Genomic DNA, 15,633 nt, shown 5'->3' with positions numbered 1-15,633 from the left:
GTGGTTCGCTCGGGGCGTGTCGCCTCGCGGCTCAGGGGCTCAGCGGCTCGGGGATCGCGGCTCGCGGCTACGTGACGACGTCGAGGACGGTGTCGCCCCACGCGGTGCGGGTCGGGCCGTCGAGGTCGTCGGCGACGCGATCGTGGACGTCGATCACGAGGCTCGACCGCGTCGTACGCCGGTAGGCGGGCCATTCCGGTGCGCCTGGTGCCTCAGGGGAACGGTTCCGCGCGAAACCCGTCCAGCGGGCGCGGACTCGCGCAGAGATCCGGATGGCCTCGGCGTGCCCCCCGAGCTTGAGCGTCGGGTCGTGCGGATGCACGCCGAACGTGCCGAACACGTAGGGCACCTCGGTCGCGTGCGCGGCGCCCAGCCCGATGACGCGGAGCATCGGCGTCGCGTGGTCGAAGCGATAGAGGTGCGTCGGGGCCGTCTCGCCGTGTCCTTCGGCGATCCAGACGGCCGGCATCCGGAAGCTCGCCTGCGTCGCTTCCTCGAGGTCCGCCCGTCGTCCGTGCGGAAGATCGGGAATCGCGTCCTCGGGATGGGCGTCGCGCACTTCGGCGAAGAGGGCTGCGAGGCCTTCCGGGCCGACGGGGAGGAGCGGACTCTTGCTGTGCGCGAAGGCATGGGCCTCGTCACGATTCGTGCCGAGGAGGAGTGGGACGGCCAGCCCCTTGCCCGCCGCGAGGATCGTGGCCGGGTCAGCCGAGAGAAGGTCGTCGCCGATCGTCGGCGCCCACGCGAGATGCCCGGGATGAGCCGTGGGGACGCTCACGAAGACCTGCGCGGCTGCCGCGACGAGCCGATCGGTTCCGACCGTCCTCAAGTCGCTCGCCGTCGCACCCAGCGCCTCGAGGAGCCGTTCGGCGACCTCGGCTCCCATGGCTCGAGACGAGACCGTCGTTGCGGGCGAGGACTCGGCGATCGCCGCATCGAAGAGCCCGGCCGCTGCGGGAGACGTCAGGAGGGACGTCACGATGCCGCCCCCCGCCGACTCGCCGAACACCGTGACGTTGGACGGGTCGCCGCCGTAGTCGCCGATGTGCTCGCGCACCCAGCCCAGTGCGCACAGGACGTCTCGCAGGCCCAGATTCGACGGTCCGAGCTCGGGGAGATCGAGCCATCCCAGGGCCCCGAGGCGGTAGTTGATCGTCACGACCACGACGTCGTCCTGCGCCAAGAGCGTTCCGTCGTAGGACGGGGAGCGCGCGCCGCCGAAGGCGTAGGCGCCACCGTGCACCCACACCATGACGGGGAGCGGATGCTGCGACGTGGCGCTCTCGGGACTCCACACGTTCAGCGTGAGGCAGTCCTCGCTCTGCGTCGCTCCGGCGCCGAGGTCGATGAGCGGGTTGAGGTGCTGAGGCGCGGCGGGGCCGAACGCGTTGCGGGGGTCGGGCTCCCCGGCGAGCGGGACGGGAGCCTGCCAGCGCAGATCACCGACGGGCGGTTCGGCGAAGCGGATGCCGCGATACACACGCACGGCACTCGGGCCGGTCGTCGGGTCGTTCGTCATGCCGGGGCCTCCTGTCGTCCGAGTTCCGCGGAGGTGCGCGGCCCGAGGCCCAGCAGCGTCGCGGCGTCGAGCTGGTCGACCGTGTCGACGTCGCGCCGGAGCGTCGATCCCGCGTCGATGTCCACCGCGACGCAACCGAGGGCGACGTGCCGTGCGAACGAACCCTCGCCGAACGACGAGCGCCATGCGACGCCCGCCGCGGCGGTCACGAGGGTCGAGCCCGTGCCTTCCGTGTCGGCGACGACGGCACGATCGACGGATGCTGCGCGCTCGAGCGCCTCCGCGAGGTCGGCCGAGCGCAAGGCGGGGAGATCTCCGAGGAGCGCGGCCCGCGGCATCCGTTCATACGGTCCGGCGGCCATCGCGACCGCGTCGTCGAGTCCGCGTGCGTCGCCCTCGGGGACGAACCTCAGGCCCGGAAGGTCGAGGGCCGCGAGGACCAGCCCGCCGTCGTCACCCACGATGACGACGGTCTCGACGAGGGGGCACGCCGCTGCCGCCGCGATCGTGTCGAGGGCGATCGCCCGCGCGAGGCGGGCGCGGTCGATCCCCGCGACCGACAGGCGAGACTTGCCGCGCGTGGGGTCCTTGACGGGGACGATGACCGTCCAGGCTGCCGTCACTCGCCGAACCGCGCCCGGAGGCGGGGGAGGATCTCTTCGCCGTACGTGCGGAGGAACTCCTCCTGGTCGTGCCCGGGGTCGTGGAAGACCAGGTGGCGGAACCCGAGCTCGACGTAGCGTGCGATGCGCTCGACGTGCTCCTCCGGATCGGTCGAGACGATGAAGCGGGATGCCGCGCGCTCGATCGGGAGCTCCGCGGCGCGCCGCTGCATCTCGATCGGGTCGTGGATGCCCATCTTCTCCTCGGCCGAGAGGGCGAGGGGCGCCCAGAAGCGCGTCTTCTCGAGCGCGGTCTGCTCGTCGGGATGGTACGAGACCTTGACCTCGATGAGGGTGTCGATCGCGTCGGCGGCGCGTCCCGCCTTCTCCAGGCCTTCGTGGAGCGCGGGGAGGAGCGTCTCGGTGTACAGCGTCTCGGGCTTGCCGCTCGTCGTGATGAAGCCGTCGGCGATCCGTCCCGCGAGGCGCGTGGCAGCCGGACCCGCCGCACCGATGTAGATCGGCACCTTCTGCGAGGGACGGTCGTACACCGTGGCATCCTTCACGGAGTAGTAGGTGCCGTCGAACGTGACGCGCTCGTCCTCCCACAGCTTCTCGATGAGGGCGATCGACTCCTTGAGCCGCTGGAATCGCTCGGGTGCTTCCGGCCAGTCGAGCCCGAGCGTCACTTCGTTGAGAGCTTCGCCGGTTCCGACGCCGAGGATGACGCGCCCCGGGAACATGACGCCGAGCGTTGCGAAGGCCTGCGCGATGACGGCGGGGTGATAGCGGAACGTCGGCGTCAGCACCGACGTCCCCAGCAGAACGCGCGACGTCCGCGCGCCCATCGCGCCGAGGAGCGGCAGCGCGGCGGGGGCGTGCCCACCTTCGTGCATCCAGGGCTGGAAGTGGTCCGAGATGAAGACCGAATCGAAACCGACCTCCTCCGCCAAGACCGCGAGGTCGGTCAGCTCTGCGGGACCGAACTGCTCGGCGGACGCTTTGTAGCCGAATCGGATGGTGTCGTTCGTCATGACGGGCCTCTCTTCACGGGGGCGGGGAGGAACTCGGAGCCGTCGGCCCCGGCGAGTCGGTCGTGGAAGGCCGTGACGGTGCCCGGCCAGAGGAGCGCGAGCCGTCCGGTGCGCTCGTCGACGTACCAGTTCCGGCACCCGCCCGTGAGCCACGGCGTCGAGGCGGCCGCCCGATCGATCTCGGCGCTGTAGGCGCGCTCGGCGGCAGGATCGACACGGAGGACGCCCTCGCGGCGCGCGAGGACCCGGACGGCGTACTCGGCCTGCTCCTCGATCATGAGGACCGACGACGAATGGCCGAGCGACGCATTGGGACCGTTGAGCACGAAGAGGTTGGGGAACCCGCTCACGACGGTCGAGCCGAACGACGTCATGCCGCCCGACCAGTGCTCCGCGAGCGTTCCCGACTCGCCGTGGACGAGATCCGCGTAGGGCTGACGGGTCGAAGCGAAGCCGGTCGCGAGCACGAGGGCGTCGACCTCGTGGCGCGCACCGCTCGCGGCGACGAGCGTCGCCCCCTCCACCGCCGAGAGGGCCGAGGGCTCCAGGCGGACGCGGCTGCTCGCGAGGGCGGGGTAGAAGTCGTCCGACAGCAGAACGCGCTTGCACCCGAACGCGTAGTCCGGCGTGAGCTGTGCGCGGAGCACGGGGTCGCTGATGTGCGACTCGAGGTGAGCGCGGGCCTCCGCGGTCGCTCGGCCCGCGGCATCCGGATCGCCCGATCGCGACGCGAACCTCTCCTCGCCCTCCGCGTTGAGCGCCACGCGGAGGCGGAGGAGTTCATCGGGGCTCGCGGCGAAGCGGGCACGGTCCTCGGACGAGTAGGCGTGCGCGCGGCGCGGAACGATCCACGCCGGCGTGCGCTGGAACAGCGTGACGTCGGCGATCCTGGCGAGCTCGGGGACGAGCTGGACGGCCGAGGCCCCCGTGCCGACGACGCCGATCCGCCTGCCGGCGAGGGCCGCGTCGTGATTCCAGCGCGCGGAGTGGAAGAGCGGGCCGGGAAACGACTCGAGTCCGGGGACGTCGGGAATCGACGGCTCGGTGAGCCGCCCGCACGCGAGGACGAGGACCTCCGCCTCGATGGCATCGGGCGCGGGGCCGCCCGTCTCGAGACGCCACACGTCGCCGGCTTCGTCCCACCGTGCGGAGAGGAGGGGCGTGTCGAAGCGCGGCGAGATGCCTTCGGCCTCCGCGACCCGCTCGAGGTAGCCGCGGATCTCGTCGCCGCGGGCGTAGAGGCCCGACCAGTCGGGGTTGGGGTGCGCTGCGAAGCCGTAGAGGTGGCTCGGGACATCGCACGCGATCCCCGGATACGTGTTGTCCCGCCACGTCCCCCCGACGGATGCCGCGCGCTCGAGCACGACGAACGACTCGATGCCCGCACGACGCAGGGCCATCGCCATCCCGATTCCTGCGAAGCCGGCGCCGACGATCGCGACGTCGACCCGCGTCATCGCGCGCCCTCCTCGCCGGCGACGCCGGCCGGGACGGCGCGGCTGGCGTAGTCGGTCGTGCGCACGCGGAAGGGGCGGAAGAGGCGCTTGGCGATGGCCGCGGCATCCGTTAGGGGAAGCTCGAGACCGTGCTCGATCCCCGCGGCGGGGCGCACGCGACCGTCGAGGAGCGTCCCGCCGAGGTCGTCGCCGCCGGACTGGAGGAGCACAGCGGCGGTGTCGCGACCGACGCGCGTCCACGGGATCTGGATGTGGGGGATGCTCCCCGTCAGGAGGAGTCGCGAAACGGCGACCATCGCGCGGTGCTCGTCGACGGCGTCGCGTCCTTCGACGAGCGGCACTCCGCCGTCCGCGCCGGGGAGGGGGATCGGCACGAACTCGGTGAAACCGCGCGTTGCGTCCTGGATCTCACGCAGTCGCCGCAGATGCGCGATCCGCTCGGTCGCCGTCTCGACGTGGCCGTAGAACAGCACGCTCGTCGAGCGGAACCCGGCGCGGTGGGCGGCCGTGATGCCGTCGATCCACGCGTCGATGCCGAGATCGGTCGGCGCGATGAGCGCGCGCACGCGTTCGCTCAGCACCTTGACCCCCGTGCCGGGCACGGTGTCGACTCCGGCATCGCGGAGCGCCGCGAGGGCATCCGCGAGTCCGAGACCCGCGCGGTCGGCGAGGTCGCGGACGTCCTGCGGACGATACGCGTGGAGATGGATGCCGCGGGCCGCCGTCTTCACGGCCCGCGCGATGTCGAGATACGCCTCCGGAGACTCCGACGGGGGCAGGAGTCCCTGCACGCACACCTCCGAGGCGCCGAGCGCGTGCGCGTCGGCGGCGATGGCGGCGACATCGTCGAGGTCGAACTCCTCGGGTGCGACGGCACCCGCCCCGCGGAATCCCGACGACGTCAGGTTGCGGTTCACGACGATGCTGACCGCCTCGCCGACCGTGTAGCGCCGCACGCTGTCCGCCGTGTCGGCGAGGGCGTCGAGATCCCGCCCCGTCGCGCGCAGCAACAGCTCCCACTCGCCGTCGTCGAGCGCGTGCGGGTCGCCCGCCGCGACCTCCGCGAGCCTCCGCACCCCGCCCGGCACGACGCGCGCGGCACCCGCCGAGTCGGTGTTCGTCGAGTCGGTGTTCGTCGAGACTCCGCGATCTCGCCGAGACACCCCGTCAATTGCGGCAATGACGGGGTCGCTCGGCGACAACCCGGTGTCTCGACGGGAGAGAGGGCGGGAGGGTGGGGAGGCGGGGGAGGGCGAAGAGGGAGGGGGCGTGCGGGCCCAGCCGGTTGCGGGGTCGGCGAGGGCCGCCACCGGGGCCTGCATCGGAGGCGCGAGCCAGGTCTCCGGCGCGCGGATGTACTCGGGGTGGGCCGTCAGACGCTCGACGAGCGTGAAGCCCAGCGCCGCCGTCTGCGCCGCGAGCTCGTCGATGTGCGGCCACGGGCGCTCCGGGTTGACGTGATCGGCCGTGAGGGGTGACACCCCGCCCCAGTCGTCGGCCCCCGCGCGGACGAGAAGCTCGAGCTCTGTGGCATCCGAGAGGTTCGGCGGCACCTGGATCCGCATCGCGGGTCCGAGCACGAGCCGTGCAACGGCGACCGCCGCGATGTACTCGAGGAGCGCGGCATCCGGAGCGGACTGCATCGCCGTTCGCGGCTTCGCGCGGAAGTTCTGGACGATGACTTCCTGCACGTGACCGTGACGTTCGTGGGCCTCCCGCAGCGCCACGAGCGACTCCGCGCGGTCGCGGAGCGTCTCGCCGATTCCGACGAGGATGCCCGTCGTGAAGGGGACGCGCGCGCGTCCGGCGTCGTCGATCACCGCGAGCCGCACGTCCGGATCCTTGTCGGGCGAGCCGTAGTGCACCTGCCCGGGCTCCTCGTAGAGGCGCCGGGACGTCGTTTCGAGCATCATCCCCATCGACGGAGCCGTGTCGCGGAGCATCGTGAGTTCGTCGAACGTCATGACGCCGGGGTTGGCATGCGCGAGGAGTCCTGTTTCGGCGGTGATGAGGCGCGCCATCGCGGCGACGTAGTCGATCGTCGAGGCGTAGCCGTGCTCGTCGAGCCATGCGCGCGCCTGCGGCCAGCGGTCCTCCGGACGATCGCCGAGCGTCAGGAGAGCTTCCTTGCAGCCCAGCGCGGCGCCCTGCCGTGCGACGGCGAGAACCTGCTCGGGCGTCATGTACAGCGGCTTGTGCATCGTGAGCAGCTGGCCCGGGGTGTCGACGAAGATGCAGTAGTGGCAGCGGTCGCGGCACAGGGTCGTGAGCGGCACGAATACCTTGCGCGAATACGTGATGACGCCGGAGCGACCGGATGCCGCGGCCCCGGCGTCGCGCGACGCGGAGGCGAGGGCGAGAAGCTGCTCGAGGTCGTCGCCCCGGGCCTCGAGCAGCACCTCGGCCTCATCGGCCGAGAGTCGATCGCCGCTCGCGGCACGCTCCATCGCCGCGACGAGGTCGACTCGTCGGGTCGAGGCAGGCTCGATCAGCGTCACCCGACCAGTCTCGCATCGGTGCGCGCGGCCGAGGGCCATGGATCGTTGCGCCACTGTAAGCAAACGGTGCCGCGGGCGGGGTCGCGGCGCTGGCAGACTGGACGCATGGTGACCCTGCTGCTCGACTCGACGCGACTCGAAGTCGCGCTGTCGGGTGTCGAGCGTCGGTTGTCATTCCACAAGGGGAATGTGCTCCTCGACCGCACTCTCGTCTCCAAGGTGCAGCTCGTCGACGACGCGTGGACGTGGTTGCGCGGCGTTCCGAGCCCGGGGACGCACGTCCGCGGTGTCATCGCGATGGGCACCTGGAAGTCGGCGGGAGCGTCGGACTTCGTGATCGTCCGCCGTCGGCGCCCCGCGGTCGTCATCGACCTCGATGGACACGACGAGTTCGATCGCGTCGTGCTGACGACCCGCAACGGGCTCGCGCTGGTGCAGGCGCTTCGCGTCGACGCGAGCGACACGGCGACCGATGTCGTCGAGATCGCCGCCGAAACAGGTGCGATCTCGGTGCCGAACCCCACCGAGACCGACCTCGACGCCGCCCCGCGGCGTGGCCGCGCCCGTCGCGGCACCCGCCCCGCTCTGAGCTGACCGGTCTAGAGCTGATCCGGCTCAGCTGACGTCGCGTCGCCAGCTCGTGAGGTAGCCCAGCACGAGGATCACGACGGCGTAGGCCAGCAGCACGACGCCGCCGACCCACCACTCGATCGGGTCGGAACCCGTCGGCATCGCGACACTGAAGATGCTGCCGCCCACGAGCGCGTCGCTCGCAGCTCCCGGCAGGTACGCGACGACATCCCCGAGACCGTCGATGTAGGCCGCGGCTGTCCGCACGATCGGCTCGACGAACTGCGTGAAGACGAGGACCCCCACGACGGCGCCGACCTGATTGCGCACGAGTGCGCCGACACCGACGCCGATGAGGACCCAGAGGACGAACGCGATGAGCATGCGGGCGAGCATCGCCCACGTGTCGGACGAGGTCAGCTCGGTGTCGAGGCCGAACCCCGAGAGGAATCCGGCCGCGGGACCCACCGACGCAACGATCCCCAGGACGCCGAAGATGACGCCCAGGAATGCCCCGACCGCGAGCTTCGCCGCCAGGACGACTCCTCGACGCGGTACCGCCAGGAACGTCGGCGTGAGGGTCTTGTGCCGGAACTCGGCCGTGACGATGAGCGTCCCGATGAGGAGCGGGAAGACGTAGCCGACCGACGTCGCGGTGCTGTAGAGCGCCGCAGCGATGCCGGTCTCGGGAAGAGGAATCGCGTCACCCGATCCGAAGGCGCCCGTCGCGGCGCCGCCGATCGCGAACCCGAGGGCGGCGGACGTGAAGGCGACGTAGACGACGAGGATGATGGCCAGCAGCCACCACATCGACGTCGAGAACTGCTTGGCGGACTCGGACCTGGTCGCAGCGACGAGGCTCATCGCGCGTCACCTCCCTCGCGGGCATCGTGGTCGACGGCGGAGGAGAGTTCCTCGTCGATCTCACCGATCTGCTCGACGTCGGGGTCGGCATCCTCCGGCGTATCCGGGTCATCAGGATGGTCGTGCCGGGATGCCTCTTCGGCTTCGAGCGGCACGATGTCGATGACGCCGGTGCTCGCGACCGTGAAAGCGGGGCGCGCCGGCTCTTCGTCGATGTCCGGTTCCCCCGCGAGCTCCGCCGCGACCTCGGCTTCGGGATCCGCAGCGGCGTCTCCCTCGGGCTCCGCAGCGGCTTCGGGATCCGCCTCGGCAGCGGCCTCGGGCTCCGTGGCGACCTCGGATACCGGCGCAGCCCCGGCCTCGGGATCCGCCTCGGCAGCGGTCTCGGGCTCCGGTGCGGTCTCCGCCTCGGGTTCCGCGTCTTCCGCGACCGCCGTCGGGGTTGCAACGTAGCCGTCCTCCGCGCTGGCGTGCACGCGTGCGCCGCTCACGAGCTCGAGGAACACCTCTTCGAGCGCAGGGCCGCGCCGCTGCAGGGTCGAGAGGGCGATGCCGGCGTCCGCGGCCACCTTCCCGACGGCGACGGGATCGACGCCCCGCACCGTCATGCCCGACCTGAGTACTTCGAAGGCGATGTCGGCATCCGCGAGCGCCGTCGTGAGCGCCGCCCGATCCGGAGCGTCGACGACCGTCGCATACTCGGACGGATCGACGAGGTCCTCGATGCCGCCCTGGAAGACGCGCCGCCCGCGCGCGATGATGACGAGCGAGTCGACCGTCTGCTGGATCTCCGTCAGAAGATGCGACGAGACGAGAACCGTCCGCCCCTCGCGCGCGAGCTGCTGGAGGAACCCGCGCATCCAGCGGATGCCTTCGGGGTCGAGGCCGTTGGACGGCTCGTCGAGCACGAGGACGCCGGGGTCGCCCAGCAGTGCGTACGCGACGCCGAGGCGCTGGCGCATGCCGAGCGAGAACCCGCCGACCTTACGGCCTGCGGCATCCGCGAGCCCGACGAGGTTCAGGACGTCATCGACGCGCGCGTTCGAGATCGACGCCGCGCGGGCGTAGACCCGCAAGTGAGAAGCGGCCGTCCGGCCGGGGTGGAAACTGGATGCCTCGAGCACGGCGCCCACCGTCTGGAGCGGCCGTTCGAGCTTCGCGTACGGCTTCCCGCCGATCGTCGCGGTCCCGTCGGTGGACCGCACGAGACCCAGCAGGATGCGCAACGCCGTCGTCTTGCCCGCGCCGTTCGGGCCGAGGAAGCCCGTCACGACTCCGGGCTCGACGCGCGCCGAGAAGTCGGAGACCGCCGTGACGGCGCCGAAGCGCTTCGTCACGTGCGCGAACTCCAGCACGTGTCCTTCGGGCATGCCGGGACCCCTTGTCGTCGTGGGATGTTCACCCCATCTTTGCCGAAAGTGCGTTCCCATGCCGGGATTGGGCGGATGCCGCGGCATCCGGTCCCGCCTCGCCTGAACCCGGACGGGTAGCCTTTTCCCGTGACCGACGCCGCTGAGCCCACCGTTCTGGCCCGCACAACCGCGGGAGTGGGACGCCTCACGCTCAATCGCCCGCGGGCGATCAACGCGCTCGATCACGGGATGGTCCAGCTCATCGATGAGGCCCTCGATGCGTGGGAGGCCGATACCGACATCGAGATCGTCGTCCTCGACGGCGCGGGGGATCGGGGACTGTGCGCGGGCGGTGACGTGCGCGGGCTCGCGACGCAGGTCGCCGCGGGTCGCGCCGAGGACGCGGGTGTCTTCTTCCGCGCCGAGTACGCGCTCAATGCGCGCATCGCGGAGTATCCGAAGCCGTTCGTCGCGCTCGCCGACGGCGTCACGATGGGCGGTGGTATCGGCCTCGCCGGCCACGCCTCCCTCCGCATCGTGACGGAGCGCTCGAAGCTCGCGATGCCCGAGACCCGCATCGGCTTCACACCCGACGTCGGCGGAAGCAGGCTCCTCGCGCAGGCCCCCGGCCGACTCGGCGAGTACCTCGGGCTGACGGGGGCGACGATGGATGCCGCTGACGCGATCGCCGCCGGATTCGCCGACACCCTCGTGCCCGCAGCCCACCTCGACGGGCTGCGCGACGCGCTCGCGACACGCGCCGATCCTTCGACCCCCCACGAGCTCGTCCTGCTGTTCGACGAGACCCCCGCGGCATCCGGTCTCGACGCGGCCCGCGAGTGGATCGACGACGCCTTCGCGGGCGACACGGTCGGCGAGATCATCGAGCGCCTGCGCGCACGGCCCGAGGCCGCGGCATCCGCGACGGCCGATGTGCTGCGCGAGCTCTCCCCGACGGGTCTCGCTGTGACGCTCGCCGCCATCCGTCGCGCGCGCGACCTTCCCGACCTCCGTTCCGTCCTCGCGCAGGAGTACGGCCTCGTCATGTGGTTCGCCGAGACGCAGCCCGACCTCGTCGAAGGCATCCGCGCGCAGGTGATCGACAAAGACCGGACACCCGCCTGGCGACCCGCGAGTCTCGAGGAGCTGCCCGCGGGGCTCGTCGACGACGCGTTCGCCTACCGTCCACGGGTGCCGCTGTGGCAGTGAAGCGGCGGTACTCGGTCGGCGTCGCGATCGACTGGTTCTTCTTCGTCTTCGCAGGACTCGCCGCCATCTGGCTCGCCTATCTCAGCTTCACCGAGGCCTTCCACGTGGGGTGGTGGGGTCTGGCCGTCGCCGTGCTGTTCTGGTTGCTCCTCGCCTATCTCGTGCTGCCGCGACTGCACCGCATCCTTACGACCGTCTACGTTCCCGACTACTTCATCGGCCGCGCCCGTACGAGCGACGGCCTGCTGGGCGACCCCGTGAATCTTGCCTTCCAGGGGACGGGAGACCAGATCGAGCGGGCACTCCAGGCCGCCGGATGGACGAAGGCCGATCCCGTGACGCTCGCGTCGTCGTGGCGCATCGTGACGTCGACCCTCCGCCGCCGCAGCTACCACGAAGCCCCCGTCAGCCCTCTCTTCCTCTTCGGTCGGCAGCAGGACTTCGCCTATCAGCAGGAGGTCGACGGGAACCCCGCCCAACGCCACCACGTCCGGTTCTGGAAGTGCCCCGACGATTGGCTGCTCCCCGGTGGGCGCCGCGTGGACTGGCTCGCGGCCGGCACTTTCGACACGAGCGTGGGGCTGTCCCTCTTCACGCTCCAGGTCACCCACCGCATCGACGCGAACACCGACGTCGAGCGCGACCACATCGTCGCGACGGTGACGGCCGCCGATCCCCGTGTCGCCGTCGACGTCATCAAGGACTTCTCCACGGGCTATCACGCGCGAAACGGCGGGGGCGACTCGATCCGCACCGACGGCGATCTGCCGATCATCGATGTGCGGGCGCTAGAGGAAGTGGCATCCACATGAGCAGGACACCCGAGAAGCGGCCCGCCTACGAACCCCCCACGCGACTGCTGCGGCCGACGGGCTACGACCCCGACATGAAGCGGCCCGCATCGACCTACGCGGGAGTGGCGCTCGTCATGCTGCGCGTCGTCGCCGGCATCGTGATGCTCGTGGGGATCGCGCTGGGGTGGCACGGTGTCGTGATCGACCTGGAGTCCATCGACGGCTTCGACGATTCCGACGTCGAACAGCTCACGCGCGGCATCATCGTCGGCGTGGGCGCCGTCTTCGTGGTGCTCGATGCGCTCTTCGCCTTCTTCGTCTTCCGGGGCAGCAACATCGCCCGCGTCATCGTGATGTTCTTCGCGGTCGCCTCCATCGCGACGTCGTTCGTCGCGTGGTGGGTGCAGGGCCAGGACATCACGCTGCAGACGACCTTCGTCTCGCTGAGCCTCGACATCCTGATCCTGCTCGCCCTGTCCAGTCGCAGCGCCGCAGCCTACGCGCGCCGCAACGAGAGGCGGTGACGGGATGTTCGACAGTCCCCTCTCGGCATCCGCCTACGACGTCCTGGGCGTCGAGCCCACGGCCGACGACGACGCGCTCCGACGCGCGTACCGGCTCCGGCTGCGGCAGACCCACCCCGACACGGGCGGGGATGCGGCGGTGTTCATCCAGGTCCAGCGCGCATGGGAGCTCGTCGGCGAGCCGGCCGCCCGCGCCGCCTACGACCGCGGGCACGGCTTCGGGGCCGCGTCGTTCTCGCCGGATGCACCGGTGTGGCGTCCACCGCGCGCGGCGGCCGACACGCGACCCCGCGCGCGCTCCCACGGGCAGCCGGGCGGGTGGCGCCGCGAACGGTATCTCGATCTCATGCGCGAGTGGGTGGGACGCGGCGTCGAGCTCGACGACCCCTACGACCCCGCGCTCGTGCGGACGGCGCCGCGCGAACTCCGGCGGATGCTCGCCGATGCGCTCGCCGAGGAGGCGACGGCCCGCATCGTCGCCGACCTCGGCATGGGGTACACGATCTGGCATGACGTGCTCGCCGTCGGGCGGGGAATGGAATCCGACGCGAAGATCGACCACATCGTCCTCGGTCCGAGCGGCCTCTACGGGGTCCTGTCGGAGGACTTCGGCGGGCCCGTCCGCGTGCGGCGGAGCGAACTCGTGGGCGACGGCGTCGCGGGGGCACCGATCGCCGAGCTGCTCGCGCGGATGCGGGTCGTGGCGCGCGCGGCGGGAGTGCGGTTCGGGGGCGCGATCGTGGTGCTGCCCGACGACGACGTGGAGCAGCCGATCGACGAGATCGGACGCGTCAAGGGGACGCAGGTCGCCGTCGTCTCGCGCAGTGCGCTGTCGACGGTCCTGCGCCGAGGAATCACGGGAACGCGGTCGATCGGCGGCAACGAGGTCTTCGACGTCCGCACGCGCCTGCAGCAGACCATCCGCTTCGCCTGACCACCCGGCGCGTTCCCTGCGGAGCGCCGCCCCCGCTGGGAGGGGTCAGTCGGTGAGGCCCCAGAGTTCGAGGGGGTGCGTCATCCGCCACCACGGACTGGGTTCCGTGATCTCGCCGTCGAGCTCGAGCGCCACCGTCGCGCCATTGAGAGGGCCGGTCACGACGAGCGACCCGACCTCGGCGCCCGCTGCACGAGCATCCCCCAGGGTGAACTCGGGAGCCGTCGTCGCCGTCCCGCCGTTCCAGAGGATGACGGAGGCGTCGGCGGCGGTGTCGATCGGGACGTCGTCGCCCCAGGCCGTCGTGACACGCCCCACCATCGTTCCCGCCGGGATCGCCGTCTGCGGCTGCAACTCCGCCTCGAGCTGAGCGAACAGCGCGCGCGTCGCCGCGAGTCGCTCTTCGCTCCCCGGCTGGCCGAGCACCGACGCGTAGAGCCGCACGGTCACATCGCCGATCACAGCATCCTTCGCCGCGAGGAGGTTCCACGAGTCGAGCGTGCCCGTCTTGATGCCGAGCGCACCGGGATCGGCGAGGAGGCCGTTCGTGTTCTCGACGACCCCGACTCCGGGAAGCTCCACAGAGGGCTTGCGGACGATCTCCGCGATGACGGGATTCGCGAGCGCCTTCTCGGCGAGCACGAGGAGGGCCTCGGGCGTCGCGACGTTGCGGGCGTCCAACCCGGTCGGCTCGGCGACGGTCACACCGGCGACGCCGTGGGTCTGCAGCCACGAGTTGGCTGCCGCCGCGAAGACGGCATCGGTCGGCCAGAGGGTCGTCGCGAGGCGGTCGGCGTAGTTGTTGGCTGAGCCCACGAGCATCCCCTCGAGCATCTGGTACTGCGTGAGGGATCCCCCGACGGGGACGTCCAAGGCGGATTCGCCATTGCCCCGGTAGCGCCAGTAGGCCGAGCGGTCGGCGGATGTGAAGCGGAATTCGGGCCCCTGCTCGCCGACATCCAGCGGCATCTCCTCGAGCACGACGAGTGCCGTGACGACCTTCGTGATGCTCGCGATGCTCGCGGCGTCGGGCGACGAGGCGAGGGATCCGATGCCCACGACTTCGACGCCCGCGCTGCCGACACCCGGCCACGCCGGTGCGGCGGCGGGGGCGACCGCGGGCTGGAGTCCGACGGCCTCGACGGTGGGCGGCACGGAGTGCAGCGGCCATAGGAGAGTCGTCGCCGCATAAGCCCCGAGGACGAGCGCGACGAGCGAGAAGGGCACGACGACGGCGGCCCGGAAGGGCGACCGGCGCGGGGGTCGTCCGATGAGGTCGGGCGTCGAGTTCGCGTCGGGCTGGGCCGCCGGGCGTGGGGCGACGCGGGTGTCGTCGACCCACGTGAGCGCGACGTGCGCGGATGCCGGTTCGGCGAGCGTCATCGTGGTGGTGCTCGGCACGGCACCGGCAGGAGGATCGTCGCGCGTGAGGGTCGTTCCGGATGCACCGTCGGTCCCGTCCCGCAGTGCGCGGCGCGTGAGCTCCGGGGGATCGTCGGGGACCATTCGCCTACGGTACAACGCCGGTCGCCGCGTTATACTCAACGCCACAACCACGGGAGTCCGGTGAGCCGGGCTGAGAGGAAGCGATCCACGCTTCGACCGTCGAACCTGATCCGGATCATGCCGGCGCAGGGAGGAGCATCAGATGCACACGTCCACGCCCGCATCCGCCACGAAGAAGCGCGTCGGAACCTTCCGCTGGAGGATCGTCGACATCGTCGTCGCCAGCGTCATCGGTGTCGCGTCCGGCCTCATCTTCCTGCTGTGGAACATCGGATACCTCGGGCCCAAGACCCTGCTCGAGCCGCTCGCCCCAGGACTCCAGGGGCTCCTCGACGGGCCGTGGCTCTTCGCCGGGGTGCTCGGCGCCCTCATCATCCGCAAGCCCGGTGCCGCGATCTACACCGAGACCCTCGCGGCTGTCGTGTCCGCGCTCGTCGGCAACACGTGGGGCGGCTTCCTCACGATCGAAGCGGGCCTCGTACAAGGCCTCGGCGCCGAGGTGATCTTCCTCCTCTTCTTCTACCGCCGGTGGTCGCTGCCCGTCGCGATCCTCGCGGGCGCGGGTGCCGCTCTCTTCGGGGGCATCAACAACCTCATCCTCTGGTTCGCGGGCGCCGACGCGACCTTCGTCGTCATCTACCTCGCGAGCACGATCCTCTCGGGGGCCGTCATCGCCGGTGCTCTCTCGTGGGTGCTCGCGCGCGGTCTCGCGGCGACGGGGGCGCTCGACCGCTTCGCATCGGGCCGTGAGGCCCGAGCGCGCGTCTAGC

The 15,633-nt window shown here is 71.2% G+C and carries 14 protein-coding genes and 1 riboswitch; of the genes, 6 read left to right on the top strand and 8 right to left on the bottom strand.

What is annotated here, in order from left to right; translation table 11 throughout:
* Nucleotides 1–67 precede the first annotated feature (67 nt).
* Genes FBY39_RS03165 through cofG form a run of 5 tightly spaced genes read right to left on the bottom strand, consistent with a single transcriptional unit; the run spans nucleotide 68 to nucleotide 7,110 of the window.
* Nucleotides 68–1,519 carry a carboxylesterase/lipase family protein gene (locus FBY39_RS03165; RefSeq protein ID WP_141930210.1) on the bottom strand — a complete coding sequence of 484 codons (1,452 nt, stop codon included), beginning with the start codon at nucleotides 1,517–1,519 and terminating at the stop codon, nucleotides 68–70.
* Complete coding sequence (gene cofC, locus FBY39_RS03160; protein WP_141930209.1) at nucleotides 1,516–2,142, bottom strand: 2-phospho-L-lactate guanylyltransferase; 627 nt, start codon at nucleotides 2,140–2,142, stop codon at nucleotides 1,516–1,518. The genes FBY39_RS03165 and cofC overlap by 4 nt, the downstream gene beginning before the upstream one ends.
* Entirely contained in the window at nucleotides 2,139–3,155 is a 1,017-nt protein-coding gene (fgd, locus tag FBY39_RS03155; protein WP_141930208.1) for a glucose-6-phosphate dehydrogenase (coenzyme-F420), read from the bottom strand. The genes cofC and fgd overlap by 4 nt, the downstream gene beginning before the upstream one ends.
* Nucleotides 3,152–4,612, bottom strand: a complete 1,461-nt coding sequence (locus FBY39_RS03150; protein WP_141930207.1) for an NAD(P)/FAD-dependent oxidoreductase — start codon at nucleotides 4,610–4,612, stop codon at nucleotides 3,152–3,154. The genes fgd and FBY39_RS03150 overlap by 4 nt, the downstream gene beginning before the upstream one ends.
* Complete coding sequence (gene cofG, locus FBY39_RS03145; RefSeq protein ID WP_260837417.1) at nucleotides 4,609–7,110, bottom strand: 7,8-didemethyl-8-hydroxy-5-deazariboflavin synthase CofG; 2,502 nt, start codon at nucleotides 7,108–7,110, stop codon at nucleotides 4,609–4,611. The genes FBY39_RS03150 and cofG overlap by 4 nt, the downstream gene beginning before the upstream one ends.
* Before the next feature lie 105 nt (nucleotides 7,111–7,215).
* Between cofG and FBY39_RS03140 the strand changes: the two genes are divergently transcribed.
* Nucleotides 7,216–7,704, top strand: a complete 489-nt coding sequence (locus FBY39_RS03140; RefSeq protein ID WP_260837416.1) for a hypothetical protein — start codon at nucleotides 7,216–7,218, stop codon at nucleotides 7,702–7,704.
* A 21-nt stretch (nucleotides 7,705–7,725) separates the two neighbouring features.
* Here FBY39_RS03140 and FBY39_RS03135 read toward each other — a convergent pair whose 3' ends face one another.
* On the bottom strand, nucleotides 7,726–8,544 hold the full coding sequence (locus FBY39_RS03135; RefSeq protein WP_141930205.1) for an ABC transporter permease: 819 nt from the start codon (nucleotides 8,542–8,544) through the stop codon (nucleotides 7,726–7,728).
* Nucleotides 8,541–9,914 carry an ABC transporter ATP-binding protein gene (locus FBY39_RS03130; protein ID WP_141930204.1) on the bottom strand — a complete coding sequence of 458 codons (1,374 nt, stop codon included), beginning with the start codon at nucleotides 9,912–9,914 and terminating at the stop codon, nucleotides 8,541–8,543. Before FBY39_RS03130 ends, FBY39_RS03135 begins: the two co-directional genes overlap by 4 nt.
* A 129-nt stretch (nucleotides 9,915–10,043) precedes the next feature.
* Between FBY39_RS03130 and FBY39_RS03125 the strand changes: the two genes are divergently transcribed.
* The 4 genes from FBY39_RS03125 to FBY39_RS03110 are packed head-to-tail and all read left to right on the top strand — an operon-like array spanning nucleotide 10,044 to nucleotide 13,357.
* Nucleotides 10,044–11,105 carry an enoyl-CoA hydratase/isomerase family protein gene (locus FBY39_RS03125; RefSeq protein WP_141930203.1) on the top strand — a complete coding sequence of 354 codons (1,062 nt, stop codon included), beginning with the start codon at nucleotides 10,044–10,046 and terminating at the stop codon, nucleotides 11,103–11,105.
* Entirely contained in the window at nucleotides 11,096–11,917 is an 822-nt protein-coding gene (locus FBY39_RS03120) for an LssY C-terminal domain-containing protein (RefSeq protein ID WP_141930202.1), read from the top strand. The genes FBY39_RS03125 and FBY39_RS03120 overlap by 10 nt, the downstream gene beginning before the upstream one ends.
* Nucleotides 11,914–12,423, top strand: a complete 510-nt coding sequence (locus FBY39_RS03115; RefSeq protein WP_141930201.1) for a hypothetical protein — start codon at nucleotides 11,914–11,916, stop codon at nucleotides 12,421–12,423. The genes FBY39_RS03120 and FBY39_RS03115 overlap by 4 nt, the downstream gene beginning before the upstream one ends.
* Before the next feature lie 4 nt (nucleotides 12,424–12,427).
* The gene (locus tag FBY39_RS03110) at nucleotides 12,428–13,357 is read left to right on the top strand and encodes a DnaJ domain-containing protein (RefSeq protein WP_141930200.1); all 930 of its coding nucleotides are present in this window, start codon (nucleotides 12,428–12,430) and stop codon (nucleotides 13,355–13,357) included.
* 45 nt (nucleotides 13,358–13,402) lie between these two features.
* Here the strand turns inward: FBY39_RS03110 and FBY39_RS03105 are convergent, their stop codons facing one another.
* Complete coding sequence (locus FBY39_RS03105; protein ID WP_141930199.1) at nucleotides 13,403–14,863, bottom strand: D-alanyl-D-alanine carboxypeptidase family protein; 1,461 nt, start codon at nucleotides 14,861–14,863, stop codon at nucleotides 13,403–13,405.
* Between the two features lie 39 nt (nucleotides 14,864–14,902).
* Nucleotides 14,903–15,012: riboswitch (TPP riboswitch) on the top strand.
* On the opposite strand from FBY39_RS03105, the gene FBY39_RS03100 reads away from it, so the two are divergent.
* Nucleotides 15,006–15,632: an ECF transporter S component gene (locus FBY39_RS03100; protein ID WP_141930198.1), complete on the top strand. Its 627-nt coding sequence runs from the start codon at nucleotides 15,006–15,008 to the stop codon at nucleotides 15,630–15,632. It overlaps the preceding riboswitch by 7 nt.
* Nucleotide 15,633 lies beyond the last annotated feature (1 nt).

The sequence above is a fragment of the Microbacterium sp. SLBN-146 genome, assembly GCF_006715145.1.
In the GTDB taxonomy this organism is placed as follows: Bacteria; Actinomycetota; Actinomycetes; order Actinomycetales; family Microbacteriaceae; genus Microbacterium.
Note: the sequence above shows the minus strand (reverse complement) of the source record. Positions and strands in the feature narration are given on the sequence as shown.

What these genes read in the sequence shown, in the direction of transcription:
- FBY39_RS03165 (WP_141930210.1), bottom strand. Translation starts at nt 1,519, where the DNA reads ATGACGAACGACCCGACGACCGGCCCGAGTGCCGTGCGTGTGTATCGC.
- fgd (WP_141930208.1), bottom strand. Translation starts at nt 3,155, where the DNA reads ATGACGAACGACACCATCCGATTCGGCTACAAAGCGTCCGCCGAGCAG.
- FBY39_RS03150 (WP_141930207.1), bottom strand. Translation starts at nt 4,612, where the DNA reads ATGACGCGGGTCGACGTCGCGATCGTCGGCGCCGGCTTCGCAGGAATC.
- FBY39_RS03140 (WP_260837416.1), top strand. Translation starts at nt 7,216, where the DNA reads ATGGTGACCCTGCTGCTCGACTCGACGCGACTCGAAGTCGCGCTGTCG.
- FBY39_RS03135 (WP_141930205.1), bottom strand. Translation starts at nt 8,544, where the DNA reads ATGAGCCTCGTCGCTGCGACCAGGTCCGAGTCCGCCAAGCAGTTCTCG.
- FBY39_RS03130 (WP_141930204.1), bottom strand. Translation starts at nt 9,914, where the DNA reads ATGCCCGAAGGACACGTGCTGGAGTTCGCGCACGTGACGAAGCGCTTC.
- FBY39_RS03115 (WP_141930201.1), top strand. Translation starts at nt 11,914, where the DNA reads ATGAGCAGGACACCCGAGAAGCGGCCCGCCTACGAACCCCCCACGCGA.
- FBY39_RS03110 (WP_141930200.1), top strand. Translation starts at nt 12,428, where the DNA reads ATGTTCGACAGTCCCCTCTCGGCATCCGCCTACGACGTCCTGGGCGTC.
- FBY39_RS03105 (WP_141930199.1), bottom strand. Translation starts at nt 14,863, where the DNA reads ATGGTCCCCGACGATCCCCCGGAGCTCACGCGCCGCGCACTGCGGGAC.
- FBY39_RS03100 (WP_141930198.1), top strand. Translation starts at nt 15,006, where the DNA reads ATGCACACGTCCACGCCCGCATCCGCCACGAAGAAGCGCGTCGGAACC.